Origin of the sequence: Agromyces bracchium, from assembly GCF_009709675.1 — a bacterium.
Classification (GTDB): Bacteria; Actinomycetota; Actinomycetes; order Actinomycetales; family Microbacteriaceae; genus Agromyces; species Agromyces bracchium.
The window spans coordinates 34,826-61,801 of sequence record NZ_WMLB01000025.1 but is presented as its reverse complement, the minus strand read 5'-3'; the positions used below and the strand labels follow the sequence as shown (position 1 = coordinate 61,801).

The 26,976-nt window shown below is 70.3% G+C and carries 20 protein-coding genes; 16 read left to right on the top strand and 4 right to left on the bottom strand.

All coding sequences use genetic code 11. The features are described from left to right. Positions 1–9 precede the first annotated feature (9 nt). The 4 genes from ppsA to rpsA all read left to right on the top strand — a co-directional run bounded on the left by ppsA (position 10) and on the right by rpsA (position 8,522). A complete protein-coding gene (gene ppsA, locus GJ743_RS11675; protein ID WP_196216987.1) occupies positions 10–2,349 on the top strand; it encodes a phosphoenolpyruvate synthase in 2,340 nt (779 codons plus the stop codon). Between the two features lie 52 nt (positions 2,350–2,401). Beyond that, entirely contained in the window at positions 2,402–5,089 is a 2,688-nt protein-coding gene (gene polA / locus GJ743_RS11670) for a DNA polymerase I (protein WP_328289105.1), read from the top strand. Positions 5,090–5,178: 89 nt separating this feature from the next. Further along, positions 5,179–6,843: a DUF885 domain-containing protein gene (locus tag GJ743_RS11665; protein WP_155052100.1), complete on the top strand. Its 1,665-nt coding sequence runs from the start codon at positions 5,179–5,181 to the stop codon at positions 6,841–6,843. A gap of 230 nt (positions 6,844–7,073) precedes the next feature. After that, positions 7,074–8,522 carry a 30S ribosomal protein S1 gene (gene rpsA, locus GJ743_RS11660; RefSeq protein WP_155052099.1) on the top strand — a complete coding sequence of 483 codons (1,449 nt, stop codon included), beginning with the start codon at positions 7,074–7,076 and terminating at the stop codon, positions 8,520–8,522. 105 nt (positions 8,523–8,627) lie between these two features. On the opposite strand, the gene GJ743_RS11655 is transcribed toward rpsA, so the two are convergent. Continuing rightward, on the bottom strand, positions 8,628–9,236 hold the full coding sequence (locus GJ743_RS11655) for a DUF4126 domain-containing protein (protein ID WP_155052098.1): 609 nt from the start codon (positions 9,234–9,236) through the stop codon (positions 8,628–8,630). A gap of 58 nt (positions 9,237–9,294) precedes the next feature. Here GJ743_RS11655 and coaE point away from each other — a divergent pair, with 58 nt between their 5' ends. The 12 genes from coaE to GJ743_RS11595 all read left to right on the top strand — a co-directional run bounded on the left by coaE (position 9,295) and on the right by GJ743_RS11595 (position 23,613). Then, positions 9,295–9,912 (top strand): dephospho-CoA kinase, encoded by a 618-nt coding sequence (gene coaE / locus GJ743_RS11650; RefSeq protein WP_328289104.1) that lies wholly within the window; start codon positions 9,295–9,297, stop codon positions 9,910–9,912. 108 nt (positions 9,913–10,020) lie between these two features. Further along, complete coding sequence (gene uvrB, locus GJ743_RS11645) at positions 10,021–12,084, top strand: excinuclease ABC subunit UvrB (protein ID WP_155052097.1); 2,064 nt, start codon at positions 10,021–10,023, stop codon at positions 12,082–12,084. A gap of 107 nt (positions 12,085–12,191) precedes the next feature. After that, positions 12,192–15,083, top strand: coding sequence for an excinuclease ABC subunit UvrA (gene uvrA, locus GJ743_RS11640; protein WP_328289103.1), 2,892 nt, complete (start codon positions 12,192–12,194; stop codon positions 15,081–15,083). Between the two features lie 2 nt (positions 15,084–15,085). Next, positions 15,086–17,056, top strand: a complete 1,971-nt coding sequence (gene uvrC, locus GJ743_RS11635) for an excinuclease ABC subunit UvrC (RefSeq protein ID WP_155052096.1) — start codon at positions 15,086–15,088, stop codon at positions 17,054–17,056. A 42-nt stretch (positions 17,057–17,098) separates the two neighbouring features. Next, positions 17,099–17,971, top strand: a complete 873-nt coding sequence (gene rapZ / locus GJ743_RS11630) for an RNase adapter RapZ (RefSeq protein ID WP_155052095.1) — start codon at positions 17,099–17,101, stop codon at positions 17,969–17,971. A gap of 43 nt (positions 17,972–18,014) precedes the next feature. Beyond that, positions 18,015–18,995, top strand: coding sequence for a DNA-binding protein WhiA (gene whiA, locus GJ743_RS11625; protein WP_328289102.1), 981 nt, complete (start codon positions 18,015–18,017; stop codon positions 18,993–18,995). A 127-nt stretch (positions 18,996–19,122) separates the two neighbouring features. Next, complete coding sequence (locus GJ743_RS11620) at positions 19,123–19,749, top strand: superoxide dismutase (protein WP_155052094.1); 627 nt, start codon at positions 19,123–19,125, stop codon at positions 19,747–19,749. 98 nt (positions 19,750–19,847) lie between these two features. Then, positions 19,848–20,852: a type I glyceraldehyde-3-phosphate dehydrogenase gene (gene gap / locus GJ743_RS11615; RefSeq protein ID WP_328289101.1), complete on the top strand. Its 1,005-nt coding sequence runs from the start codon at positions 19,848–19,850 to the stop codon at positions 20,850–20,852. Positions 20,853–20,863: 11 nt separating this feature from the next. Continuing rightward, positions 20,864–22,078, top strand: a complete 1,215-nt coding sequence (locus GJ743_RS11610) for a phosphoglycerate kinase (protein WP_328289100.1) — start codon at positions 20,864–20,866, stop codon at positions 22,076–22,078. Beyond that, positions 22,069–22,857, top strand: coding sequence for a triose-phosphate isomerase (gene tpiA / locus GJ743_RS11605; RefSeq protein ID WP_155052093.1), 789 nt, complete (start codon positions 22,069–22,071; stop codon positions 22,855–22,857). The genes GJ743_RS11610 and tpiA overlap by 10 nt, the downstream gene beginning before the upstream one ends. 128 nt (positions 22,858–22,985) lie before the next feature. Continuing rightward, entirely contained in the window at positions 22,986–23,237 is a 252-nt protein-coding gene (gene secG, locus GJ743_RS11600) for a preprotein translocase subunit SecG (RefSeq protein WP_067947350.1), read from the top strand. Positions 23,238–23,247: 10 nt separating this feature from the next. Beyond that, the gene (locus tag GJ743_RS11595; RefSeq protein ID WP_166548841.1) at positions 23,248–23,613 is read left to right on the top strand and encodes an RNA polymerase-binding protein RbpA; all 366 of its coding nucleotides are present in this window, start codon (positions 23,248–23,250) and stop codon (positions 23,611–23,613) included. 89 nt (positions 23,614–23,702) lie between these two features. On the opposite strand, the gene pgl is transcribed toward GJ743_RS11595, so the two are convergent. Genes pgl through zwf form a run of 3 tightly spaced genes read right to left on the bottom strand, consistent with a single transcriptional unit; the run spans position 23,703 to position 26,973 of the window. Continuing rightward, positions 23,703–24,473, bottom strand: coding sequence for a 6-phosphogluconolactonase (gene pgl / locus GJ743_RS11590; RefSeq protein ID WP_155052091.1), 771 nt, complete (start codon positions 24,471–24,473; stop codon positions 23,703–23,705). Beyond that, on the bottom strand, positions 24,470–25,435 hold the full coding sequence (locus tag GJ743_RS11585) for a glucose-6-phosphate dehydrogenase assembly protein OpcA (protein WP_155052090.1): 966 nt from the start codon (positions 25,433–25,435) through the stop codon (positions 24,470–24,472). The genes pgl and GJ743_RS11585 overlap by 4 nt, the downstream gene beginning before the upstream one ends. Then, on the bottom strand, positions 25,432–26,973 hold the full coding sequence (gene zwf, locus GJ743_RS11580) for a glucose-6-phosphate dehydrogenase (protein ID WP_155052089.1): 1,542 nt from the start codon (positions 26,971–26,973) through the stop codon (positions 25,432–25,434). The genes GJ743_RS11585 and zwf overlap by 4 nt, the downstream gene beginning before the upstream one ends. Positions 26,974–26,976: the final 3 nt, after the last annotated feature.

Genomic DNA, 26,976 nt, shown 5'->3' with positions numbered 1-26,976 from the left:
GAGCGCACCATGCTGCACGAGGTCACGTCCACCCTGGTCACCCGCTTCGAGGACGTGCGCCTCGGCGACGCGGCATCCGTCGGCGGCAAGGGGGCGAACCTCGGCGAGATGACCTCGGCCGGGCTCCCGGTCCCGCCGGGCTTCGTGGTCACGGCGGAGGCGTACCTCGAGGCCATCGAGCATGCCGGGATCCGCTCGCGGCTGATGGACGGCTTCCGGGCCGCGGCCGCGGTGTCGGAGGACCCGGAGGCGCTCCCGCGCGCCGCGGCCGAGCTCCGCGAGGCGGTGCGCGGGGTGACGTTCCCCGAGCGCGTGCGCGACGCCGTCCTCGGCGAGTACCGACGCCTCGGAGGCGCCGCCGTGGCCGTGCGCTCGTCGGCGACCTCCGAGGATGCCGCGGGGACCTCCTTCGCCGGCATGCACGAGACGTACAACAACGTCATCGGCGAGGCGGCCGTGCTCGATCACATCCGCGACTGCTGGGCCTCGCTCTACGGCGACCGGGTCATCGCGTACCGCGCGAGCCAGCGCATGGACGAGGAGCCGATGCTCGCCGTGGTCGTGCAGACGCAGGTCGCGTCCGACCGCTCGGGTGTGATGTTCACGGTCGATCCGTCGACGGGCGCCCGCGATCGGCTCGTGGTCGAGGCGGCGCTGGGGCTCGGCGAGGTCGTCGTCTCGGGCGCGGTCGAGCCCGACACGTACGTCCTCGCGAAGCCGGGTCCTCGCCTGCTCTCCGTGCGGGTCGGCCGCCAGACGCACCGGCTCGTGCCCGCCGCCGACGGAACGGTCGCCCGGGAGGACCTCGGCGGCGCCGAGGCCGACGCGCGCGTGCTCACCGACGACGAGGTGCTCGAGGTCGCCGCGCTCGGCCTGCGCGTCGAGGACCACTACGGCGAGCCCCAGGACATCGAGTGGGCGTATTCCCGCGGACGGTTGTGGATGCTGCAGTCGCGGCCCGTGACCACGCTCGGCGGCGGTCCGGCGGACGAGGGCTCCAGCGCGGGCGGCCCGCCCGTCGGGACGGTGCTGCTGCGCGGCCTGGGCGCGGCACCCGGGCACGTCACCGGACGCGTCCGGATCCTGCAGAGCCCGGCCGAGGGAGCCGCGCTGCAGGCGGGGGAGATCCTCGTCGCGCCCATGACCAATCCCGACTGGGTCCCGACCATGCGCCGCGCAGCCGCGGTCGTGACGGACGGCGGCGGCATGACCTGCCATGCCGCGATCGTCGCGCGGGAGCTCGGCGTCCCCGCGGTCGTCGGTGCGCGCACGGCGACGACCGTGCTGCGCGACGGCGAGCTCGTCACGGTCGACGGTGCGAAGGGCGAGGTGGTCGAGGGGGCGGATGCCGCGGGGCCGGCGTCGGCCGCGCCATCCGCACCGCCGGCCACGACCGCGCCGGTCGCGCCGACCTCCGCGGGCCGAGACGGGCTCGAGTCGCTCGCCACGAAGCTCTACGTCAACCTCGCGATCGCGGAACGGGCAGCGGATGTCGCCGCCCTCGACGTCGACGGGGTGGGTCTGCTGCGCGCGGAGTTCATGATCACCGACGCGCTCGGCGGACTGCACCCCCGCGAGATGCTCGCGCGCGGCGAGCGCGACGAGTTCGTACGTCGGATGACCGAGTCCCTTCTCGCGGTGACGCGCGCGTTCGGGCGACGGCCGGTCGTCTACCGCACGATCGACTTCCGCACGAACGAGTTCCGCGGCCTCGAGGGCGGCGACCGCTTCGAGCCGCAGGAGAACAACCCGATGATCGGGTTCCGCGGTGCGTACCGGTACGTGCAGGAGCCCGAGCTCTTCGCACTCGAGCTCGAGCTTCTCGCCCGGGTGCGCGAGGAGACGCCGAACCTGCACGTCATGCTGCCGTTCGTGCGCACGCGATGGGAGCTGGAGGCGTGCCTCGAGCTCATCGACGCGAGCCCGCTCGGCCGGCAGCGCGGGCTGAAGCGCTGGGTCATGGCCGAGGTGCCGTCGGTCGTGTACCGCATCCCCGAGTATGCGGCGATGGGCATCGACGGCGTCTCGATCGGCTCGAACGACCTCACGCAGCTCGTGCTCGGCGTCGACCGCGATTCGGAGATCTGCGCCGAGCTGTTCGACGAGTCCGACGCCGCGGTGCTCGATGCGATCGAGCGCATCATCACGGCGTGTCGTACGTCGGGGATCACGTCGTCGCTGTGCGGTCAGGCGCCCTCGAACGAGCCGGCGTTCGCGGAGCACCTCGTACGGTTCGGCATCGACTCGATCTCGGTCAATCCCGATGCCGCGGACCGCACCCGGCGGGTCGTCGCGGCGGCGGAGCGGCGGATCCTCCTCGACGCGGCGCGAGGCGGGACGGCACCCTGAGGGGCCCCCGCGTGGGGCGGGCGGTGTCGGTGCCCGCTTGTAGTCTTGTGAAGTGCCCGACCCCACCCCCGTGAAGCCCACCCTGCTCGTCGTCGACGGCCACTCCCTGGCCTACCGCGCCTTCTACGCACTCCCCGTCGACAGCTTCAGCACCCGAGACGGTCAGCACACGAACGCGATCCACGGCTTCCTGTCGATGCTGCTCATGCTGCTGCGCAACGAGAAGCCGACGCACCTCGCGGTCGCCTTCGACACCTCGCGCCAGTCCTTCCGCACTCGTGAGTACACCGAGTACAAGGCCAACCGCAGCGAGACGCCGCACGAGTTCAAGGGGCAGATCGGCCTCCTGAAGGAGGCGCTGCGCGCCATGCGGATCACGGTGCTCGAGAAGGAGGACTTCGAGGCCGACGACATCCTCGCCACGCTCGCCACCCGCGGTGCCGCCGAGGGGTTCGACGTGCTCGTCGTCTCCGGCGATCGCGACACCATCCAGCTCGTCGACGACGACGTCACCCTGCTCTACCCGAACGTGCAGGGCGTGTCGCAGCTGAAGCGCTACGACGCCGACGCCGTGCTCGAGCGCTACGGCGTCCGGCCCGAGCAGTACCCCGACGTCGCCGCGCTCGTCGGCGAGACGAGCGACAACCTGCCCGGCATCACGAAGGTCGGCGAGAAGACGGCCGTCAAGTGGCTCGGCCTGTACGGCAGCCTCGACGGCATCCTCGAGCACATCGACGAGATCAAGGGCGTCGTCGGCGACAACCTGCGCCGCGAGCGCGAGAACGCGGTGCGCAACCGCCGACTCAACCGACTCGTGCGCGATCTCGACCTCGACGTCGAGCTCCCCGATCTCGCGGCGCAGCCGATGGACGAAGCCGCGGTCCGCGAGCTGTTCGACCGGCTCGAGTTCAAGACCCTGCTCGAGCGCGTCACCAAGATGGCGGCCGAGTCGAACGGGCTGACGGCCGACGGCACCGCCGCACTGTCCGCCGAGGCCGAGCCCGCCGCGGTGGCCCCGGTCCCGCAGGCACTTCGCGGCGACGAGCTCGCAGCCTGGTTCGCCCGCGCGACGGCGGCCGAGCCCGCCGGCCTCGGACTCAGCCTCGAGGTGCTCGACGGCCGGGTGATCGGCGCCGGCATCGCGAGCACCACCGAGAGCGTGCGGCTCGACTGGGCCGCCGGCACGGTCGAGCTCGCGCCGTTCGAGGCCTGGCTCGCGAGCGATGCCCCGAAGGTGATGACCGATGCGAAGCCGCAGCTCAAGGCGCTGCGCCGCTCGGGCCTGCCCTTCGACGGACTCGTCGTCGATACGCTCATCGCCGGATGGCTCGTCCGCCCGAGCCTGGCGGAGAAGGACCTCGTCGACCTCGTCTCCCGCTATCTCGGCGAGACCGTTCCCATGGCCGACCCGTCGCAGCTCGTGCCCGACGCCGACAGCACGGCCGGTGCACCGGAGTTCGCGTGGTACTCGCTGCGCGTCGCCCCGCACGTGCTCGCGGCACTCTCCGAGGGGTCGCGGCGGGTCCTCGCCGACCTCGAGATCCCGATCGTCGGCGTCCTCGCCGAGATGGAGCTCCGCGGCGTCACGGTCGAGCACGAGAAACTCGCCGCACTCTCCGGCCAGCTCGGGGAGCGGGCGGCGGCGCTGGCGCAGTCGGCATACGACGAGATCGGGCGCGAGGTGAACCTCGGTTCGCCGAAGCAGCTGCAGGAGGTGCTGTTCGACCAACTCGGCATGCCGAAGACGCGCGCCACCAAGACGGGCTACTCGACCGACGCGGGGGCGCTCGCCGACCTGCAGGAGACGAATCCGCACCCGTTCCTCGGCCTCCTCCTCGAGCACCGCGATGCGACCAAGCTCCGGCAGATCGTCGAGACGCTCGACAAGTCGATCCAGTCCGACGGCCGCGTGCACACGAGCTACGTGCAGGTCGGCACCACGACGGGCCGCATCTCCTCGACCGACCCGAACCTGCAGAACATCCCGGTCCGCACCGAGGAGGGGCGGCGCATCCGCGCCGCGTTCACGCACGGCGCCGACTACGTCGAGCTGCTGACGGCCGACTACTCGCAGATCGAGATGCGGATCATGGCGCACCTCTCGGAGGATCCGGGGCTCATCGAGGCCTTCCACTCCGGGGAGGACCTCCACCGATTCGTGGGCGCACGCATCTTCGACGTCGACCCGGGCGAGGTCACGCCGCTCATGCGCACGAAGGTCAAGGCGATGTCGTACGGGCTCGCCTATGGGCTCAGCGCCTTCGGCCTGTCGAAGCAGCTGCGCATCGATCGCGCCGAGGCGACGCAGCTGATGAAGGACTACTTCGAGCGATTCGGCGCCGTCCGCGACTACCTGCGCGGGGTCGTCGCCCAGGCGAAGCTCGACGGGTACACCGAGACGATCTTCGGCCGACGCCGTCCGTTCCCCGACCTGAACAGCCCGAACCGGGTGCTGCGCGAGAACGCCGAGCGTGCCGCGCTCAACGCACCGATCCAGGGCTCAGCCGCCGACATCATGAAGTTCGCGATGATCGGCGTCGAGCGCGAGCTGCAGGAGCGCGACCTCCGTTCGCGCATGCTCATGCAGGTGCACGACGAGCTCATCTTCGAGGTGGCCGCGGGCGAGGGCGACGAGCTCGAGGCGCTCGTGCACGACCGGATGGCGCATGCCACCGACCTCCTCGTGCCCCTCGACGTGCAGGTCGGGCGCGGGCGCGACTGGGAGGACGCGGCGCACTGAGCCCGACGCCGACGCCCCTCGCCGGGTTCGGACCCGAGGCCTCCTCGCGACTTCGCGGACGCGGCATCCGCTCGTCTAGGCTCGCCGTCATGGCCACCGAAGACCGCGCTCCCACGGACGTCGACCGCATCGCCGAGGAGTGGGTCGACACGATCGTCGTGCTCAATCCGACCGTCGGCACGTACATCGGTCGCACCGACCAGGACCACCGGCTTCCGGACTTCTCGCCCGACGGCCACGAGGCCCGCATCGCGGCCGTCCGAGCGACGCGAGCGGCGCTCGAGGCGGCGAACCCGGTCGACGACGTGGACCGGATCACGGTGGCCGACCTCGGAGGCGAACTCGGGCTCGACCTCGGGGCGGACGCCGCCGGGCTCCACCTGCGCGACCTCAACGTCATCGCGAGCCCCGCCCAGGAGATCCGCGAGGTCTTCGACCTGATGCCCACCGCCGCCGAGGAGGACTGGGCGCGGATCGCCACGAGGCTGGGTGCGGTCGCCGGAGCGATCGACGGATACGTCGAGACGCTCCGCCTCGGAGTGGAGCGCGGCATCGTGCCGGCGGTCCGACAGGTCCACGAGGTCGCGGTGCAGGCACGGCGTCATGCGCGGCACGACGGGTTCTTCCCCACCTTCATCGGGGGCGCGGGCGCGGTGGCCGGCGAGGCGCTGCGACGCGACCTCGACGCGGGCGCCGCGGGCGCCGCATCAGCCTACGGCCGTCTCGCCGAGTTCCTCGAGGTCGAGCTCGCGCCGCGCGCGGGCGAGGCCGACGCGGTCGGCCGCGAGGTCTACGCGCTCCGGTCCCGTCACTTCCTCGGCGCGGTGATCGACCTCGACGAGACGTACGAGTGGGGCATCGAGGAACTCGCCCGGATGGTCGCCGAGCAGGAGGCCGTCGCCGACCAGATCCTCCCGGGTGCGAGCGTCGAGGAGGCGGTCGCGCACCTCGAGTCCGACCCGGCGCGCAAGCTCGTCGGCACCGACGCGCTGCAGCGATGGATGCAGGAGACGAGCGACCGTGCCGTCGCAGAGCTCGGCGCGACCCAGTTCGACATCCCCGAGGAGATCCGCACGCTCGAGTGCCGCATCGCGCCGACCCAGGAGGGCGGCATCTACTACACGGGTCCGAGCGACGACTTCACGCGCCCGGGGCGCATGTGGTGGTCGGTGCCCGAGGGCGTCACCGAGTTCGACACCTGGCGCGAGAAGACCACGGTGTACCACGAGGGGGTCCCGGGCCATCACCTGCAGATCGGCCAGGCCGTCGTCAACCGGCGGCAGTTGAACACCTGGCGACGCCAGCTCGCCGGCACGTCGGGGCACGCCGAGGGCTGGGCGCTCTACGCCGAGCGGCTCATGCAGGACCTCGGATACCTCGACGACCCGGCCGACCGGCTCGGCATGCTCGACGGGCAGCGGATGCGAGCGGCGCGCGTCGTGCTCGACATCGGCGTGCACCTCGGCAAGCAGCGTCCGGACGGTGAGGGCGCCTGGACGGGGGAGTACGCGTTCGAGTTCATGGGCCGGAACGTGAACATGCCGCCCGAGTTCGTGCGCTTCGAGGTGCACCGCTACCTCGGCTGGCCCGGACAGGCGCCGTCGTACAAGGTCGGGCAGCGGATCTGGGAGCAGCTGCGCGACGACGTGCGCCGGCGCGAGGGGGAGCGCTTCGACATCCGCGCCTTCCACCGCCGGGCGCTCTCGCTCGGCGGGGTCGGGCTCGACACGCTGCGGGGTGCGCTGGCGGCGTGAGGCGGACCCGCCCGACCATCGGTATCGCGCGCCGACGGGGCGTGGGCGACCGGGGGTGCGGCGCCGGCGGCTCGCATCGCGACACGCCCGGGTTGCCCGGCGCTGCCGTGTCCCGCTAGGATGGAGCGTCACTCGTGTGACGATCCTGTCCGCCTGCCCGTCGCGGACCAACCAAAGACACCGCTCTTCCCGCGTCGGGCCCGATACTGTCCATTCGGAGCATCCACTACATGACAACCGCAACGACCAAGGCGCCCAAGCAGGTCGCGATCAACGACATCGGATCTGCTGACGATTTCCTCGCCGCGGTCGAGAAGACGCTCAAGTTCTTCAACGACGGCGACCTCATCGAGGGCACCGTCGTGAAGATCGACCGCGACGAGGTCCTCCTCGACGTCGGCTACAAGACCGAGGGTGTCATCCCCTCGCGCGAACTTTCCATCAAGCACGACGTCGACCCCAGCGAGGTCGTCGAGGTCGGCGACACCGTCGAGGCCCTCGTCCTCCAGAAGGAGGACAAGGAAGGCCGCCTGATCCTGTCGAAGAAGCGCGCGCAGTACGAGCGCGCGTGGGGCGACGTGGAGAAGATCAAGGAGAACGACGGCGTCGTCACCGGCTCGGTCATCGAGGTCGTCAAGGGCGGCCTCATCGTCGACATCGGCCTCCGCGGCTTCCTGCCCGCGTCGCTCATCGAGCTGCGCCGCGTCCGCGACCTCACGCCGTACCTCGGCCAGGAGATCGAGGCGAAGATCCTCGAGCTCGACAAGAACCGCAACAACGTGGTCCTGTCGCGTCGCGCCCTCCTCGAGCAGACCCAGTCGGAGTCGCGCTCGACCTTCCTGCAGAACCTCCACCCGGGCCAGATCCGCAAGGGTGTCATCTCGTCGATCGTCAACTTCGGTGCGTTCGTCGACCTCGGTGGCGTCGACGGTCTCGTCCACGTCTCGGAGCTCTCGTGGAAGCACATCGAGCACGCGTCCGAGGTCGTCGAGGTCGGCCAGGAGGTCACCGTCGAGGTGCTCTCCGTCGAGCTCGACCGCGAGCGCGTCTCGCTGTCGCTCAAGGCGACCCAGGAGGACCCGTGGCAGGTCTTCGCGCGCACGCACGCGATCGGCCAGGTCACCCCGGGCAAGGTCACGAAGCTCGTCCCGTTCGGTGCGTTCGTCCGCGTCGCGGACGGCATCGAGGGCCTCGTGCACATCTCGGAGCTGTCGGGCCGTCACGTCGAGCTGGCCGAGCAGGTCGTTTCGGTGGGCGAGGAGGTCTTCGTCAAGGTCATCGACATCGACCTCGAGCGTCGCCGCATCTCGCTCTCGCTCAAGCAGGCCAACGAGGGCGTCGACCCCGAGGGCACCGAGTTCGACCCGGCGCTCTACGGCATGCTCACCGAGTACGACGAGCAGGGCAACTACAAGTACCCCGAGGGCTTCGACCCCGAGACCAACGAGTGGCGCGAGGGCTTCGAAGCCCAGCGCGAGAAGTGGGAGCAGGAGTACGCTGCAGCCCAGGCTCGCTGGGAAGCGCACAAGAAGCAGGTCGCGGCCTCGCTCGCGGCGCAGGCTTCGGACGACTCGTTCTCGTCGGGCACCTCGTCGTACTCCAGCGAGTCGGCCGGCGCGGGCACCCTCGCCGACGACGCCTCGCTGGCGGCGCTGCGCGAGAAGCTCTCGAGCAACTAGTCGCGACGCGCGGCTCGCGCTGCGCGAACGGCACACGGAAGGCCGGTCCCCTCGGGGGCCGGCCTTCCGGCGTCTGCACGCCTGCGCCGTGGGGCGCGTCCCGGTTCAGGGGCCGGATGCCGCGGCATCCCGTCGTCGTCGCCGGTCGCGCCGGCGCCGCGCGAGCACGACGAGGAGCGCGATCATGATGACGAGCGCGATGATGACGAGCAGGGGAGCGAGCAGTGCGGCGATCGACAGCGAGACGCTCCCGACGTCCTCGATCGAGCTCGCGATCGGTGCGCCGACGCCCGCGGTGGACGCGTTGACGACGGGCCGTGCCGCAGCCTTGGCGACGTGGACGCCCAACGCGAGCACGACGCCGACCGCGACCGGGATCCAGTCGGGCGAGGAGAAGAATGCCTCTGGATCCTGCACGGCGACGGTCGTCGCGCCGATGCCCGATCCGAACGCGAGGCCGCCCGCCGTCGGCCGGACGAACGTCTGGATCGCATCGTTCACGGAATCGAGCCCCGGGATCTTGTCGGCGACGACCTCGACGACGAGGAGGACGAACAGGATGAGGAGGACCCACTCGTTCGACAGCCACTCCCAGCCGGAGGGCAGGTCGACGAGGTCGGTCCAGCGGTCGAGCGCTCCGAGCAGGATGAGCGGGATCCAGGCGTTGAGTCCGGCCGCGAGCGCGAGGCCCGATGCGGTCAGCACCTCGAGCATCCGCGTCTCCCGTCGCCTCGCCTTCGGGTGAAGTGTCGCACACCAATAGAGTGGTGGTGTGTATCTGATCGGCCTCACCGGCGGCATCGCGTCGGGCAAATCCACCGTTGCGCGTCGGCTCGTGGAGCACGGCGCCATCCACCTCGACGCCGACCAGCTCGCCCGCCGCGTCGTCGAACCGGGAACGACCTGCCTGGAGGAGATCGTCGCCGCGTTCGGCGAGGAGGTCCGGAAGCCCGACGGGACCCTCGACCGGCAGCGGCTCGGCGATCTCGTGTTCCACGACGACGACGCGCGAGCCAGACTGAACGCGATCGTGCATCCGGCGGTCCGCGAGCTCTCCGCCAAGCTCATCGCGAAGGCCGAGGCCGAGGACCCGCAGGCCGTCGTCGTGTACGACGTCCCGCTCCTCGTCGAGGCGCAGGTCGACCACCCGTTCGACCTCGTCGTCGTCACGAGCGCCCCGAAGCGGGCGCAGGTCAAGCGACTGGTCGAGGAGCGCGGCCTCGATCCGATCCAGGCCGAGGCTCGCGTCGACGCGCAGGTGAGCGACGAGGAGCGACGCGCGGTGGCGGATGTCGTCATCGACACGGGCGGCACGATCGCGCACACCATGAGCCAGGCCGACGCGCTGTGGGTCGACATCGACCGGGCGAGGCGCGCCAAGCACGCCTGATCGGTCCCGGCCCGCGGGCCGACGGGCGGGCGTCGCGTCGAGACGGTCGGGGGTACGCCCTCGGCGTACCCGGCCCGCGTGTCGGTGGGCCGACCTAGACTCGAATCCATGCAGTCGACCCGTTCCGTGCGCCCGTTCGAGGTCGTCAGCGAGTACGCGCCGAGCGGCGACCAGCCCCAGGCGATCGCCGACCTCGCGGCGCGCATCAACGCGGGCGAGACCGACGTGGTGCTGCTCGGCGCGACCGGCACCGGCAAGTCCGCCACGACGGCGTGGTTGATCGAGCAGGTGCAGCGGCCGACGCTCGTGCTCGCGCACAACAAGACGCTCGCGGCGCAGCTCGCGAACGAGTTCCGCGAACTCATGCCGAACAATGCGGTGGAGTACTTCGTCTCGTACTACGACTACTATCAGCCCGAGGCGTACGTGCCGCAGACCGACACCTTCATCGAGAAGGACTCGTCGATCAACGCCGAGGTCGAGCGGCTCCGCCATTCGACGACGAACTCGCTGCTCAGTCGCCGCGACGTGGTCGTGGTCTCGACCGTCTCGTGCATCTACGGCCTCGGCACGCCCGAGGAGTACCTCAGCGCGATGATGCCGCTCCAGGTCGGCCAGCGGGTCGACCGCGACTGGCTCATCCGCAAGTTCGTGTCGATGCAGTACCAGCGCAACGACGTCGACTTCTCGCGCGGCACGTTCCGCGTCCGCGGCGACACGATCGAGATCATCCCGGTGTACGAGGAGCACGCGATCCGGATCGAGATGTTCGGCGACGAGATCGAGGCGCTGCACAGCCTGCATCCGCTGACCGGAACGGTCGTCGCGAAGCTCGACGCGGTGCCGGTGTTCCCGGCGTCGCACTACGTAGCGAGCGTCGACGTCATGCAGCGGGCGATCGGCACGATCCGCGACGAGCTCGACGAGCGGCTGCAGGAGCTCGAGCGCGAGGGCAAGCTCCTCGAGGCGCAGCGGCTCCGCATGCGGACGACCTTCGACCTCGAGATGATGGAGCAGATCGGCTTCTGCTCGGGCATCGAGAACTACTCGCGCCACATCGACGGCCGTGCACCGGGCGAGGCGCCGCACTGCCTGCTCGACTACTTCCCCGACGACTTCCTCGTCGTGATCGACGAGTCGCACGTCACCGTGCCGCAGATCGGCGCGATGTACGAGGGCGACGCGTCGCGCAAGCGCACGCTCGTCGAGCACGGCTTCCGCCTGCCGAGCGCCCTCGACAACCGGCCGCTGAAGTGGGACGAATTCAAGGACCGGGTCGGCCAGACCGTGTACCTCTCGGCGACGCCGGGCAGGTACGAGATGGGCATCGCCGACGGCGTGGTCGAGCAGATCATCCGTCCGACCGGGCTCGTCGACCCCGAGATCGTCGTGAAGCCCAGCAAGGGACAGATCGACGACCTGCTCGAGGAGATCAGGGCCCGGGCCGAGCGCGACGAGCGCGTGCTCGTCACGACGCTCACCAAGCGGATGGCGGAGGAACTCACCGACTTCCTGACCGAGGCCGGCGTGCGCGTGCGGTACCTGCACTCCGACGTCGACACGCTCCGGCGCGTCGAGCTCCTGACGGAGCTGCGGGCGGGTGTCTACGACGTGCTGGTGGGCATCAACCTCCTCCGCGAGGGTCTCGACCTGCCCGAGGTGTCGCTCGTGGCGATCCTCGACGCCGACAAGGAGGGCTTCCTGCGGTCCTCGACCTCGCTCATCCAGACGATCGGTCGAGCGGCCCGCAACGTCTCGGGCCAGGTCCACATGTACGCCGACGTGATGACCGAGTCGATGCAGCTCGCGATCGACGAGACGAACCGGCGCCGCGACAGGCAGGTCGACTACAACCGCGTGAACGGCATCGACCCGACCCCGCTTCGCAAGCGGATCGCCGACATCACCGAGGTGCTCGCGCGCGAGGAGGCCGACACCGCCGCACTCCTCGCCGGGCGCGATGGGCGGAAGACCTCGCCGGTCCCGATGCGGCGCGACGGCATCGCCGCGGCGGGGGCGAACGACCTCGAGGAGCTCATCCGCGACCTCAACGACCAGATGCTCGAGGCCGCGGGCGAGCTGAAGTTCGAGCTCGCGGCGCGGCTGCGCGACGAGGTCTCGGAGCTGAAGCGTGAGCTGCGCCAGATGGAGAAGGCGGGGCACCTCGGCTGAACGCACGGGCGCGATCGCGCGACATCCGGGCGGACTTCGAACGTGTGTTCGCTCTCAGCAGGTGCGCTCACGGCGAGAGTGTCGGAGGCCGTTCGTAGACTCGTAGGGTGCCAGTTTCACGTCTCGATGCCCATTCGCGCCTGAGTGTCCGCGGGGCACGCGTCCACAACCTGCGTGACGTCGACGTCGAGATCCCTCGCGATGCGATGGTGGTGTTCACCGGCCTGTCGGGGTCGGGCAAGTCGTCGCTCGCGTTCGACACGATCTTCGCCGAGGGCCAGCGCCGGTACGTCGAGTCGCTCTCCGCATACGCGAGGCAGTTCCTCGGTCAGGTCGATCGGCCCGACGTCGACTTCATCGAGGGGCTCAGTCCTGCGGTGTCGATCGACCAGAAGTCCACCAACCGCAACCCGAGGTCGACGGTCGGCACGATCACCGAGATCTACGACTACATGCGGCTGCTCTGGGCGCGCATCGGCGTGCCGCACTGCCCGGTCTGCGGGGAGCGGATCCAGCGGCAGACGGTGCAGCAGATCGCCGACCGGCTCATGGAGCTCGAGGCGGGCACGCGCTTCCAGGTGCTGAGCCCCGTCGTCTCGCAGAAGAAGGGCGAGTTCGTCGACCTCTTCCGAGAGCTGTCCGGGCAGGGCTACTCCCGCGCGGTCGTCGACGGCGAGCTCATCCGCCTCGACGAGGCGCCCAAGCTGAAGAAGCAGGTCAAGCACGACATCTCGGTCGTCATCGACCGGCTCGTCGCCTCCGACGACATCCTCGGGCGGCTCACCGACTCGCTCGAGACCGCGCTGCGACTCACCGACGGCCTCGTGCAGGTCAACTACGTCGACCGCGAGGGGGAGGCCGCGTGGCAGACCTTCTCCGAGAAGCTCAGCTGCCCGAACCAGCACCCGATCGCGCTCACCGAGATCGAGCCGCGCACGTTCTCGTTCAACGCCCCCTTCGGCGCGTGCCCCGAGTGCTCGGGGCTCGGCACCCGCATGTCGGTCGACGAGGAGCTGCTGCTCGGCGACCCTGCGATGAGCATCGCGGAGGGCGTCATCCTCCCGTGGACCTCGCAGGGCAAGAGCCTCTACAACTACTACGAGAAGCTCCTCGACGGGCTGGCCCGCGACCTCGGGTTCTCGCTCGACACCCCGTGGGAGGAACTCGACGCGGACGCCCGTCACGCGGTGCTGCGGGGTGACAACTTCGAGGTGCGCGTGCGCTGGCGCAACCGGTACGGGCGCGAGATGAGCTACACCTCCGGCTTCGAGGGCGTCGTGCCCTACATCGAGCGGCAGTACCTCCAGGCCGAGACCGACGTGCAGCGCGCGCGCTGGGCCGAGTACCTCCGCGAGATCCCCTGCCCGGTCTGCCGCGGCGACCGGCTGAAGCCCGAGGTGCTCTCGGTGCTGATCCACGACGCGTCGATCGCCGACGTGTGCCGGCTCAGCCTGCACGATGCGAGGGCGTTCATGGACCGCCTCGAGCTGACCGACCGCGAGCAGGCGATCGCGGCCCAGGTGCTCCGCGAGATCAAGCTCCGACTCGACTTCCTCATCCGCGTCGGCCTCAGCTACCTCGACCTGGCGCGTGCCGCCGGCACGCTCTCGGGCGGCGAGGCGCAGCGCATCCGGCTCGCGACCCAGATCGGCTCGGGCCTGACCGGCGTGCTCTACGTGCTCGACGAGCCCAGCATCGGCCTCCACCAACGCGACAACCGTCGCCTCATCGACACGCTCGTGGCCCTGCGCGACCTCGGCAACACCCTCATCGTGGTCGAGCACGACGAGGACACCATCCGAACGGCCGACTGGATCGTCGACATCGGCCCGGGCGCCGGCGTGCACGGCGGCACGGTCGTGCACAGCGGCAGCTACGCCGACCTCATGAAGAACACCCGATCGCTGACGGGCGACTACCTCGCCGGTCGCAAGGAGATCGCGATCCCGCCGACGCGTCGCGCCGTCGACCCGTCGCGGGTCATCCGCGTCGAGGGTGCGCAGGCCAACAACCTGCGCGGCGTCGACGTCGAGTTCCCGCTCGGGACCTTCACCGCCGTCACGGGCGTGAGCGGGTCGGGCAAGTCGTCCCTCGTGAACGACATCCTGTACCGCGTGCTCGCCAACCGCCTGAACGGGGCGCGCAAGGTGCCCGGCAAGCACCGCCGCGTGAGCGGTCTCGAGCACCTCGACAAGGTGGTGCACGTCGACCAGGCGCCGATCGGGCGGACGCCGCGATCGAACCCGGCGACCTACACCGGCGTCTTCGATCGCATCCGCACGCTGTTCTCCGAGACGGCCGAGGCGAAGGCACGCGGCTACCTGCCGGGGCGGTTCAGCTTCAACGTCAAGGGCGGTCGCTGCGAGGCGTGCTCGGGCGACGGCACGATCAAGATCGAGATGAACTTCCTCCCCGACGTGTACGTCGCGTGCGAGGTGTGCGGCGGCCAGCGCTACAACCGCGAGACCCTGCAGGTGCACTACAAGGGCAAGAACATCGCCGAGGTGCTCGAGATGCCGATCAGCGAGGCGGCCGAGTTCTTCGAGCCGATCTCCGCGATCCACCGCTACCTCAAGACCCTCGTCGACGTCGGCCTCGGGTACGTGCAGCTCGGCCAGAGCGCGACCACGCTCTCCGGCGGCGAGGCGCAGCGCGTCAAGCTCGCCACCGAGCTGCAGCGTCGGTCGAACGGCCGCAGCGTCTACGTGCTCGACGAGCCGACGACGGGCCTGCACTTCGAAGACGTGCGCAAGCTGCTGAAGGTCCTCGGCAAGCTCGTCGAGAAGGGCAACACGGTGATCGTCATCGAGCACAGCCTCGATGTCATCAAGTCGGCCGACTGGATCATCGACCTCGGGCCCGAGGGCGGCTCCGGCGGCGGGCAGGTCGTCGCGACGGGCACGCCCGAGCAGGTCGCCGAGGTCCACGAGAGCCACACCGGGTACTTCCTGCGCGAGATCTTCGAGGCCGCCGCCGGCCCGGCGGTCGCCGCCAGCTGAGCATGGCGAGCACCGTCCCGTACCGTCCGCGTCCGGGCGAGATCCCGACGAACCCCGGCGTCTACCGGTTCCGCGACGCCGACCGGCGCGTGCTCTACGTCGGCAAGGCCATGAACCTGCGCGCCCGGTTGTCGAACTACTTCGCACCGCTCCACACCCTCCACGAGCGCACGCGTCGGATGGTGACGACGGCGGCCTCGGTCGAATGGACCGTCGTCGGCAACGACATCGAGGCGCTCCAGCTCGAGTACACGTGGATCAAGGAGTTCGATCCGCCGTTCAACGTCAAGTACCGCGACGACAAGTCGTACCCGTACCTCGCGGTGACCATGGGCGACGAGGCGCCGCGCGCGATCGTCACGCGCCGTCGCGGCATCCCCGGCGCGAAGTACTTCGGCCCGTACCCGAAGGTCTGGGCGGTGAACGAGACGCTCGACCTGTTGCTGAAGCTCTTCCCGATCCGCACCTGCAAGGACTCCGACTACAAGCGCGCGATGCAGACCGGCAAGCCCTGCTTCGCCGGCCAGATCGGGCGATGCTTCGGTCCCTGCTCGGGCCGGGTCACGATGGCCGAGCACCGGGCGAACGTCGACCGCTTCGTGGCGTTCATGCAGAACCAGGACCGCCGCATCATCACCGACCTGACGCAGCAGATGCGCGCGGCGGCCGCCGTGCAGGACTACGAGACCGCCGCCCGTCGGCGCGACGAATTGCAGGCGGCCGAGTCGTTCTTCGAGAAGAGCGCGGTCGTGCTCCGCGAGCACGTCGACGTCGACGTCTTCGGCATCGACCACGACGAGCTCGCCGCTGCGGTGCACCTGTTCATGGTCCGCGGCGGCCGCATCCGAGGCGTGCGGTCGTGGACCGTCGACACCGAGCTCGACATGAGCCTCGGCGACCTCGTCGATTCGGTCGTGCAGAACGCGTACGGCGACGACATCCGTCCCCCCGCAGAGGTCGTCGTGCCGGCGCTGCCCGACGACGCCGAGGCGCTCGAGGGCTGGCTGGCGGCGCTCGGGGGTCGGAAGGTGCGCCTCAGAGCCGCCCGGCGGGGCGACAAGGCGGCGCTGCTCGAGACCGCGACCCAGAACGCGCGCCAGACGCTCGTGCTGTACAAGACGCGGCGGAGCGCCGACTTCACCGCGCGATCGCGCGCGCTGGAAGACATTCAGGAGGCGCTCGGTATGGCCGACGCACCGCTGCGCATCGAGTGCTTCGACGTCTCGCACCTCAGCGGCACGAACGTCGTCGCCTCGATGGTCGTGTTCGAGGACGGCCTGCCGCGGAAGGACGAGTACCGGCGCTTCACGATCCCGAGCACCACCGACGACACCGACTCCATCCACCAGGTGCTCACGCGGCGCCTCGCCTACCTGACCGCGTCGGCGAACGGCGGGGGCGAATCGGATGCCGCGGGCGCCGGTCCCACGGAGGGCGGCACCGTGGCGCGGGTCGCCGAGACAGCCCTCGACCCCGCGGGCGACGGCGAGGTCGTCACGCCGACGCGCCGCGCGAAGTTCGCGTACCGCCCGAACCTGCTCGTGGTCGACGGCGGTCAGCCGCAGGTCACGGCCGCGGAGCGCGCACTCCGCGAATCCGGCGTCGAGGGGATCTACCTGTGCGGGATCGCCAAGCGCCTCGAGGAGATCTGGACCCCCGAGTCGGACTTCCCGGTCATCCTCCCGCGGAACAGCGACGCGCTGTTCCTGTTCCAGCGCATCCGCGACGAGGCCCACCGCTTCGCGATCACCCACCAGCGCCAGCGCCGCAAGCGCGACATCACGACGATCCTCTCCGAGGTGCCGGGGCTCGGGCCCGCACGTGTGAAGGCACTGCTGAAGCACTTCGGTTCGGTCGCCCGACTCCGTCAGGCCGACGAGTCCGCGATCGCGGAAGTGCCCGGCATCGGTCCGAGCCTCGCGGCGGCGATCCGAGCGCACCTGGAGGGAACGCGCCGCTCCGCCGCGGACTAGGCTGGACCACCGGGGGAACGCAGGAAGGGAGCGCCGAGCGAGATGACCGACGGCGATCGCCAGGAGATGCTCATCGTCACGGGGATGTCGGGAGCAGGCCGTTCCACCGTCGCCGACGCGCTCGAGGACCTCGGCTGGTACGTCGTCGACAACCTGCCGCCCCAGATGCTCAGGCCGCTCGTCGAACTGGCGCAACGGGCGGGGGCATCGCTGCCGCGGATCGCGGCGGTCGTCGACATCCGCGGCGGCACGTTCTTCTCGGAGCTGCAGGAGATGGTCGAGTCCCTGCGCGACAAGGTCGACGTCCGCGTCGTCTTCCTCGACGCCAACGACGCGGTGCTCGTGCGCCGATTCGAGTCCGTGCGCCGACCCCACCCGCTGCAGGGCGACGGCACGCTGCTCGACGGCATCACCGCCGAGCGCGCGAGGCTCGCCGAGGTGCGCGAATCGAGCGACATCATCGTCGACAGCTCCGACCTCAACATCCACCAGCTCGCCACGCTCGTCACCGAGACCTTCGCCGAGGAGGACCGCGCGGGCCTCCGCGTCATCGTCCAGAGCTTCGGATTCAAGTACGGCCTGCCGCCCGACGCCGACATGGTGGCCGATGCGCGGTTCCTGCCGAACCCGTTCTGGGAGCCCGAGCTGCGCGCGCACACCGGCGAGGACGCCGAGGTCGCGGACTACGTGCTCGGGCAGCCCGGGGCCCGCGAGTTCCTCGACGCGTACGTCGAGGCGCTCCGACCGGTGCTCGAGGGCTACCAGCGCGAGAACAAGCGCCATGCGACGATCGCGCTCGGCTGCACCGGCGGCAAGCATCGCTCGGTGGCCCTGGTCCGCGAGCTCGCGTCGCGACTGAGAACGATCCCCGGCCTCGCGGTCAGCATCAAGCACCGCGACCTCGGGCGCGAATGAACGGGCGCCCACCGCGCCGACGCAACACAGAGAGGACGACCACGTGGCCCTGACCGCTGAGGTGAAAGAGGAGCTGGCGAAGGTCGAGGTGACCCGGACCTCGGTCCGCGCCGCGGAGCTCGCATCGGTGCTCCGATTCGCCGGGGGACTCCACATCATCTCGGGGCGCATCGCCATCGAGGCCGAACTCGACGCGCCATCGATCGCGCGCAGGGTCACCCGCGACCTCGGGGAACTGTACGGCGTGCGGCCTGACGTCTCCGTCATCTCGGCGTCCGGCCTGCGCCGCACCAACCAGTACCTCGTGCGCGTGCTCGACGGCGGCGAGACGCTCGCGCGCCAGACCGGGCTGCTCGACGCGCGACGTCGTCCGGTGCGGGGCCTCCCGAACAAGCTGACGACGGGCTCGCGCGACGAGGTCGCCGCCGTCTGGCGCGGCGCGTTCCTGGCGCGGGGGAGCCTCACCGACCCCGGTCGGTCCGCCGCCCTCGAGGTGACCTGCCCCGGGGGCGAGACGGCGATGGCGCTCGTCGGCGCCGCCGGCCGTCTCGGCGTCTCGGCGAAGGCGCGCGAGGTCCGCGGCGTGCACCGCGTCGTCATCCGCGACGGCGAGGCGATCAGCTCGATGCTCGCGGTCATGGGTGCCGACGAGACGGTCCGCAACTGGGAGGAGCTGCGCCAGCGTCGTGAGGTCCGGGCGACGGCGAACCGGCTCGTGAACTTCGACGACGCGAACCTCCGGCGCTCCGCGCAGGCCGCGGTCGCGGCCTGCGCGCGGGTCGAGCGCGCCATGGAGATCCTGGGCGACGAGATCCCGGAGCACTTGAAGTACGCCGGCGACCTGCGCCTCGCGCATCGCGACGCGAGCCTCGACGAGCTCGGCCACCACGCCGACCCGCCACTGACGAAGGACGCGGTCGCCGGACGCATCCGCCGCCTGCTGGCCATGGCCGACAAGCGCGCCGTCGAGCTCGGCGTGCCGGGCACCGAGGCGAACCTGCCGCCCGACCTCGACGACGTCTGAACGGCGCCCGAGCGGGGCCCGAACGCCGTCAACCCCCGTCATCCGGCCCGACCACGGGCATAGGATCGAGAACGCCGCGGTCCCCGGGCAGACGTCCGGTTCACCCGGCTGCTGACAAGGAGAAGCAATGGCTGACTACACCCTCCCTGAGCTCGCCTACGATTATGCGGCCCTCGAGCCGTCGATCAGCGGCACGATCATGGAGTTGCACCACTCGAAGCACCACCAGGCCTACGTGACCGGTGCGAACACGGCGCTCGCGCAGCTCGCCGAGGCGCGCGACTCCGGCAACCTGGCGAACGTGAACAAGCTCGAGAAGGACCTCGCGTTCAATCTCGGCGGTCACGTCAACCACTCGATCTTCTGGACCAACATGTCGCCCGACGGCGGCGACGAGCCGACCGGCGAGCTCGCCTCGGCGATCGACGACCACTTCGGCTCGTTCGAGAAGTTCCAGGCGCACTTCACCGCCACCGCCCTCGGCGTGCAGGGCTCGGGCTGGGCCGTGCTCGCGTGGGACTCGATCGGACAGCGCCTGATCATCGTCCAGTTCTTCGATCAGCAGGCGAACCTCCCGGCCGGCATCGTGCCGCTCCTGATGCTCGACGTGTGGGAGCACGCGTACTACCTCGACTACAAGAACGTGCGAGCCGATTACGTGAAGGCGTTCTGGAACATCGTGGCCTGGGAGAACGTCCAGCAGCGCTTCCAGGCCGCCACTGAGAAGACCTCAGGCCTGCTGCTACTGTCATAGCGGATGGTGTCCCCGGACGCCGTCCGGGGACACCGCCGTCCGGTCAGAACCATCTCCAACAAGCGCGCTCGCGCCCATCACAACAGGGGAGAATTCCTGTGTCTGTAAAGATCGGCATCAACGGCTTCGGCCGTATCGGCCGCAACTACTTCCGTGCGGCCCTCGCCCAGGGGGCCGACCTCGAGATCGTCGCGGTGAACGACCTCACCGACAACAAGACGCTCGCGCACCTGCTGAAGTACGACTCGATCACCGGGCGCCTCGACGCGACGGTCGAGTACGACGACGAGCACCTGATCGTCGACGGCAAGTCGATCCGCGCCTTCGCGGAGCGCGACCCCGCGAACCTGCCCTGGGGCGACCTCGGCGTCGACATCGTCATCGAGTCGACCGGCTTCTTCACCAAGGCCGCCGACGCGAGGAAGCACCTCGACGCCGGTGCGAAGAAGGTGCTCATCTCGGCGCCCGCGACCGACGAGGACGCGACCTTCGTCATGGGCGTCAACGAGGACTCGTACGACCCCGCGAACCACCACATCATCTCGAACGCCTCGTGCACGACGAACTGCCTCGCGCCGCTCGCGAAGGTCTTCAACGACGAATTCGGCATCGAGCGCGGCCTGATGACGACAGTGCACGCGTACACCGCCGACCAGAACCTGCAGGACGGCCCGCACAAGGACCTCCGTCGCGCCCGCGCGGCCGCGATCAACATCGTGCCGACCTCCACCGGGGCCGCGAAGGCCATCGGACTCGTGCTGCCCGAGCTCGTCGGCAAGCTCGACGGCTTCGCGCTGCGCGTGCCCGTCCCCACCGGCTCCATCACCGACCTCACCGTGACGGCATCGCGCCCGGTGACGGTCGACGAGGTCAAGGCGGCCTACAAGAAGGCTGCCGAGGGACCGATGAAGGGCATCCTCAAGTACACCGAGGACCCGATCGTCTCGAGCGACATCACGACCGACCCGCACTCGTCGATCTTCGACGCGGGGCTCACGCGCGTGATCGGCGACCAGGTCAAGCTCTCGGCGTGGTACGACAACGAGTGGGGCTACTCCAACCGGCTCGTCGACCTCACCGAGTACGTGGCCGAGCGACTCTGAGGCGCGACGACGTGACCCTCAGGACCATCGATTCCCTGGGTCCGCTCGCCGGCACGCGCGTCGTCGTCCGCTGCGACCTCAACGTCCCGCTCAAGGACGGGGTCATCACGGACGACGGCCGCGTGCGCGCGTCGGTCCCCACGCTCACCGCGCTCGTCGAACAGGGCGCGAAGGTGATCGTGATCTCGCACCTCGGCCGCCCCGAGGGCGCGCCCGACCCGAAGTACAGCCTCGAACCCGTAGCCGTGCGCCTCGGCGAGGTGCTGGACGCGCCCGTCTCGTTCGCGACCGACACGGTCGGCGAGGATGCCGCGGCCAAGGTCGCCGCACTCGGCGACGGCGAGGTGCTCGTGCTCGAGAACCTCCGCTTCAACCCGGGCGAGACGAGCAAGAACGAGGCCGAGCGCACCGCGTTCGCCGGGCAGCTCGCCGAGTTCGCGGATTCCGTCGTCTCCGACGGCTTCGGCGTCGTGCACCGCAAGCAGGCGAGCGTGTACGAGCTCGAGCAGCTGCGTCCGAGCGCCGCCGGCCTCCTCATCGCGGCCGAGCTCGACGTGCTCGACCGGCTCACCGAGAACCCCGAGCGCCCGTACGTGGTCGTGCTCGGCGGCTCGAAGGTGTCCGACAAGCTCGGCGTCATCGAGCACCTGCTCCCGCGCGTCGACGCCCTGCTCATCGGCGGCGGCATGCTGTTCACGTTCCTCGCGGCGCAGGGCCACAAGGTGGGCTCGAGCCTGCTCGAGGCCGATCAGATCGACACCGTGAAGGGCTACCTGGCGGATGCCGCAGAGCGCGGCGTCGACATCGTCCTGCCGACGGACGTCGTGGTCGCCGCGTCGTTCTCGGCCGAGGCCGACCACCAGGTCGCCGCGGCCGACGCGATCGAGGAGACGCCGTTCGGCGCTTCCGGGCTCGGCCTCGACATCGGCCCCGACACGGCGGCCGCCTTCGCGGAGCGCGTCCGCGGCGCGAAGACCGTGTTCTGGAACGGCCCGATGGGCGTGTTCGAGCTCGCCCCGTTCGCCGACGGCACCCGCACCGTGGCATCCGCCCTCATCGAGGTCGAGGGCCTCAGCGTGGTCGGCGGCGGCGACTCGGCCGCGGCCGTGCGTCAGCTCGGATTCGACGAGTCGGCCTTCGGGCACATCTCGACGGGCGGCGGCGCGAGCCTGGAATTCCTCGAAGGCAAGAAGCTCCCCGGACTGGAGGTCCTCGGATGGCAGTGACCCGCACCCCGTTCATCGCGGGCAACTGGAAGATGAACCTCGACCACCTGCAGGCGATCGCGTTCGTGCAGAAGCTCGCGTGGAACCTCTCCGACGCGAAGCACGACTTCGCCGACGCCGAGGTCGCCGTGTTCCCGCCGTTCACCGACCTCCGGTCGGTGCAGACGCTCGTCGCCGCCGACGACCTGCCCGTGAAGTACGGCGCGCAGGACCTCTCGGCGAAGGACTCCGGCGCCTACACCGGCGAGGTGTCGGGCGCGTTCCTGTCGAAGCTCGATTGCGCCTACGTCATCATCGGGCACTCGGAGCGGCGCACGATGCACGCGGAGACCGACGAGGTCGTGAACGCCAAGGTCGTCGCGGCGCACCGACACGGGCTCGTGCCGGTGCTCTGCGTGGGCGAGACCGCGGAGGACCTCGAACAGCACGGTGCGAGCGCCGTGCCCGTGGCGCAGCTCCGCGGCGCGTTGGAGGGTGTCGACGTGTCGAAGGGCCTCGTCGTCGCCTATGAGCCGGTCTGGGCGATCGGGTCGGGCCAGGCGGCGACGCCCGAGCAGGCGCAGCAGGTCGCCGCGGCCCTCCGCGGCGTGCTCGCCGAGATCGCCGGCGCCGACCTCGCGGCGTCGACGCGCATCCTCTACGGCGGCTCGGTGAAGGCGGCGAACATCGCGGCGTTCATGCGCGAGCCCGACGTGGACGGCGCGCTCGTCGGCGGTGCGAGCCTCGACCTCGACGAGTTCTCGAGCATCGTCCGTTTCAAGAAGCACGTCGGGGCCTGAGCCGAAGACCCCGAACCACTGCCGCGCCGTCCGGCCGCGTCCGCCTCGCGGACGTCGGCCGGACGGCGCTGCGGCTATACTCGACAGGCGGCATCGACATATTCGGTCATGCCCGGAAAGGTTTCACCGTGGAGATTCTCCAGGTCGTCCTGCAGGTGCTGCTCGGCCTCACGAGCATCCTGCTCACGCTCCTGATCCTGCTGCACAAGGGCCGCGGCGGCGGGCTGTCCGACATGTTCGGCGGCGGCGTCACCTCGAACCTCGGTGCCTCCGGGGTCGCGGAGCGCAACCTCAACCGCATCACGATCATCCTCGGACTCGTCTGGGTGACGTGCATCGTGGTGCTCGGCCTCATCACCAAGTTCGACGCCGGAATCTGACGGAGGAGACGTGGTTTCTGGAAACAGCGCCATCCGCGGTTCGCGGGTCGGGTCGGGGCCGATGGGCGAGCAGGACCGTGGATTCCACGCCGAGCGGGTCGCCGTGAGCTACTGGGACGCCCAGGGCAACGAGACCGTGCGGTACTTCGCGGCGAACGTGCCCGAGGAGGAGATCCCGGACGTCATCGACAGCCCGTCGACCGGCCTGCCAGCCGGTCGCGACAAGGACAACCCGCCGGCTGTCGCGAAGCTCGAGCCGTACAAGACCCACCTCGCGTACGTGAAGGAACGACGCAGCGAGGAGGAGGCGGCCGCACTCCTCGAGGAGGCGCTGCAGCAGCTGCGCGCTCGTCGGGGCACCGCCTCGAACGACTGATCCCGATCACGGGAACGAGAAAAGGGCCGCCTTCGGGCGGCCCTTTCTCGTGGCTGACGACTCGGTGTCCCGGTACTCGACCGGCCGGCTCAGTAGTCGCGCGCGATGAGCGCGTCGGGCACTTCGGCGGCGGCGTCCCGGTCGACGAAGAACACGGTGCGCCGGCGGCCCTTGATTCCAGCGACGGGCACCTCGTCGCGGCTGGCGCCGGCGAGGGCGAGCCCGAGGGCCGACGCCTTGTCGGCTCCGGCGAGCACCAGCCAGACGCGCTGCGCGGCGTTGATGACGGGTCGCGTGAGGCTCAGTCGCTCCGGCGGCGGCTTCGGCGACTCGCGCACCGCGATGACCGGCCGATCGACGACCTGGATGCCCGACCGGTGCGGGAACAGCGAGGCGATGTGCCCGTCCGGACCCACGCCGAGGAACACGATGTCGAACACCGGGTGCGGCAACCCCTCGGCGGCGTACCGGGCGAGCTCGGCGGTGTAGGCGTCGGCGGCCTCGTCGAGCGAGAGACCGGAGTCCGAGGCCGGGAACGGGTGGATGTGCTCCTCGGGCAGGTGCAGCGCGTCGAGGAGCGCCTCCCGCGATTGGCGGTCGTTGCGCTCGTCGTCACCCGCGGGGACCCATCGCTCGTCGCCCCACCAGAAGTGCACGCGCTGCCAGTCCACCGACTTGTGGGCGGGCGACGCCCCGACGGCCTCGAGCACGGCGCCGCCCATCGATCCGCCGGTGAGGACCACGTGGATCGTCTCCTGCACGTCGAGCAGGTCGAGGACCTTGGTGATGAATCGAGCGGCGACCGCCCCGGCGAGGGTGCCCTTGTCGGGGTGGACGAGTACGCGCCGCTCGTTCGTCATGCGGAGGCTCCTTCGCTCTCGGCGGTGCGGTGGTCGGGCAGCAGCCCGAGACCGCGGGTGATCACCTCACCGTACAGTTCGTCGGGATCGAGGCGGCGCAGCTCGTCGGCGAGGCAGTCGCGGAGGCTGCGTCGGGGGAGTGCGACGTCGTGCACGGGTTGCCCCGGCTGGCGGAGCGTCGCGACGCCCGGGTGATCCCGCACGAGCTCGATCGTGCCTGAGGCGCGGCCGAGGTGGACCCCGCGGATGCCGTGCGATCCGTGCTCGAGCCCGGTGAGGGCGCAGTTCGTCGACGCCCCGAGCTGCATCGAGAGCCATGCGGCGAGCAGCGTGGTCGACGGGGAGTCGATGGAACCGGTCACCTGGACGGTGTTGACGGATTCGAACGGCGGCTGGTCGAGCACCGCGGCCAGTTGCGCGCGCCACAGCGTCAGGCGCGTCCAGGCGAAGTCGGCGTCGCCCGGGCGGTAGCTCGCGGCGAGGGCGTCGAGCGCCGCCTGCGGGTCGGGCTGCGTCGAGGCGTCCGTGATGCGGCGCTGGGCGATCCGACCGAGCGGCGAGTCGCCCGGCACGGCCGGCGCGGCGCCCGGCCACCACGTGACGACCGGGGCGTCGGGCAGGAGCAGGCCCATCACGAGCCCCTGCTCGTCCTGGGACGCATCGCCGCTCGCGCGGAGGATGACGACCTCGCTGGCACCGGCGTCGCCGCCGACGCGGATCTCCGCGTCGAGGCGACTGGGGCCCGCGTCGCCCTCGTCCTCGGTCGAGACCACGATGACGCGCATCGGGTGCTCGCGGGACGCGTCGTTCGCGGCCTCGATGGCCTCCTCCTCGCCGTCGTGCGTGGTGGCGATGACGAGGGTCAGCACGCGACCGAGGGCGACGACGCCGCCCTCCTCGCGGATCTTCACGAGCGTCTTCGAGACCTTGCTCGTGGTCGTGTCGGGCAGTTCGACGATCATGGGCGCCTCCAGGTGCGTCCGTCGCGGGCGAGGAGCTCGTCGGCCGAAGACGGGCCCCACGAACCGGGCTTGTACTGCTCGGGCTGGCCCTGGGTCGCCCAGAACTCCTCGATCGGGTCGAGGATCTTCCAGGAGAGCTCGACCTCCTCCTGCCGGGGGAAGAGGGGCGGGTCGCCGAGGAGCACGTCGAGGATGAGGCGCTCGTACGCCTCGGGGCTGGCCTCGGTGAACGCGTGCCCGTACCCGAAGTCCATGGTCACGTCGCGCACCTGCATGCCCGCTCCCGGGACCTTGGATCCGAAGCGGATGGTCACGCCCTCGTCGGGCTGGACCCGGATCACGAGCGCGTTCTGACCGAGTTGCGAGGTCTGGCTGTCGGCGAACACCTGTTGGGGTGCGCGCTTGAAGACGACCGCGATCTCGGTGACCCGTCGCCCGAGGCGCTTGCCGGCCCGCAGGTAGAAGGGGACGCCGGCCCAGCGGCGCGTGCCGATGAGCAGCTTCATGGCCGCGTACGTCTCGGTCGTCGACTCGGGGTTCATGCCGTCCTCGTCGAGGAAGCCGGTGACCTTCTCGCCGCCCTGCCATCCGCCGGAGTACTGCCCGCGGGCCGTCGCCGTCGCGAGGTCGGACGGCAGGCGCACCGCGCGCAGGATCTTCTCCTTCTCGGCGCGCAGGTCCGCGGCGTCGAACGAGATGGGCTCCTCCATCGCGGTGAGCGCGAGCAGCTGCAGCAGGTGGTTCTGGATGACGTCGCGTGCCGCGCCGATGCCGTCGTAGTAGCCCGCGCGACCGCCCACGCCGATGTCCTCGGCCATCGTGATCTGCACGTGGTCGACGAAGTTGGCGTTCCAGATGGGCTCGTACAGCTGGTTGGCGAACCGCAGCGCGAGGATGTTCTGGACGGTCTCCTTGCCGAGGTAGTGGTCGATCCGGAACACCGAATCGGGCGGGAAGACCGATGCGACGACGTCGTTCAACTCGATCGCGGTCTTGAGGTCGGACCCGAACGGCTTCTCGATGACGACGCGTCGCCACTGGTCGCCCTTCTGCTCCGTCAGGCCCGAGCGCTTGAGCTGCTCGGTCACCTGGGGGAACGACTTGGGCGGGATCGACAGGTAGAACGCGTGGTTGCCCATCGTGCCGCGCTCGCGATCCAGGTTCTGGACGGTGGTGCGCAGACGCTCGAACGCCTCGTCGTCGTCGAAGGTGCCCTGGACGAAGCGGATGCCCTGCGAGAGCTGCTTCCAGACGTCCTCGCGGAACTCGGTGCGGGCGTATTGCTTCACCGAGTCGTGCACGACCTGGGCGAAGTCCTGGTCCTCCCAGTCGCGCCGAGCGAAGCCGACGAGCGCGAAGCCCGGCGGCAGGAGCCCGCGGTTCGCGAGGTCGTAGACCGCGGGCATGAGCTTCTTGCGGGAGAGGTCGCCGGTGACGCCGAAGATGATGAGGCTCGACGGGCCGGCGATCCGGTTCAGGCGGTAGTCCTTGGGCGATCGCAACGGATTGTGCGATGCCGTGATCTCGACCGGATGCATGTG

Coding starts and splice junctions, on each gene's coding strand:
- ppsA (WP_196216987.1), top strand. CDS start 10: ATGCTGCACGAGGTCACGTCCACCCTGGTCACCCGCTTCGAGGACGTG.
- GJ743_RS11665 (WP_155052100.1), top strand. CDS start 5,179: ATGGCCACCGAAGACCGCGCTCCCACGGACGTCGACCGCATCGCCGAG.
- rpsA (WP_155052099.1), top strand. CDS start 7,074: ATGACAACCGCAACGACCAAGGCGCCCAAGCAGGTCGCGATCAACGAC.
- GJ743_RS11655 (WP_155052098.1), bottom strand. CDS start 9,236: ATGCTCGAGGTGCTGACCGCATCGGGCCTCGCGCTCGCGGCCGGACTC.
- uvrB (WP_155052097.1), top strand. CDS start 10,021: ATGCAGTCGACCCGTTCCGTGCGCCCGTTCGAGGTCGTCAGCGAGTAC.
- uvrC (WP_155052096.1), top strand. CDS start 15,086: ATGGCGAGCACCGTCCCGTACCGTCCGCGTCCGGGCGAGATCCCGACG.
- rapZ (WP_155052095.1), top strand. CDS start 17,099: ATGACCGACGGCGATCGCCAGGAGATGCTCATCGTCACGGGGATGTCG.
- GJ743_RS11620 (WP_155052094.1), top strand. CDS start 19,123: ATGGCTGACTACACCCTCCCTGAGCTCGCCTACGATTATGCGGCCCTC.
- tpiA (WP_155052093.1), top strand. CDS start 22,069: ATGGCAGTGACCCGCACCCCGTTCATCGCGGGCAACTGGAAGATGAAC.
- pgl (WP_155052091.1), bottom strand. CDS start 24,473: ATGACGAACGAGCGGCGCGTACTCGTCCACCCCGACAAGGGCACCCTC.
- GJ743_RS11585 (WP_155052090.1), bottom strand. CDS start 25,435: ATGATCGTCGAACTGCCCGACACGACCACGAGCAAGGTCTCGAAGACG.
- zwf (WP_155052089.1), bottom strand. CDS start 26,973: ATGCATCCGGTCGAGATCACGGCATCGCACAATCCGTTGCGATCGCCC.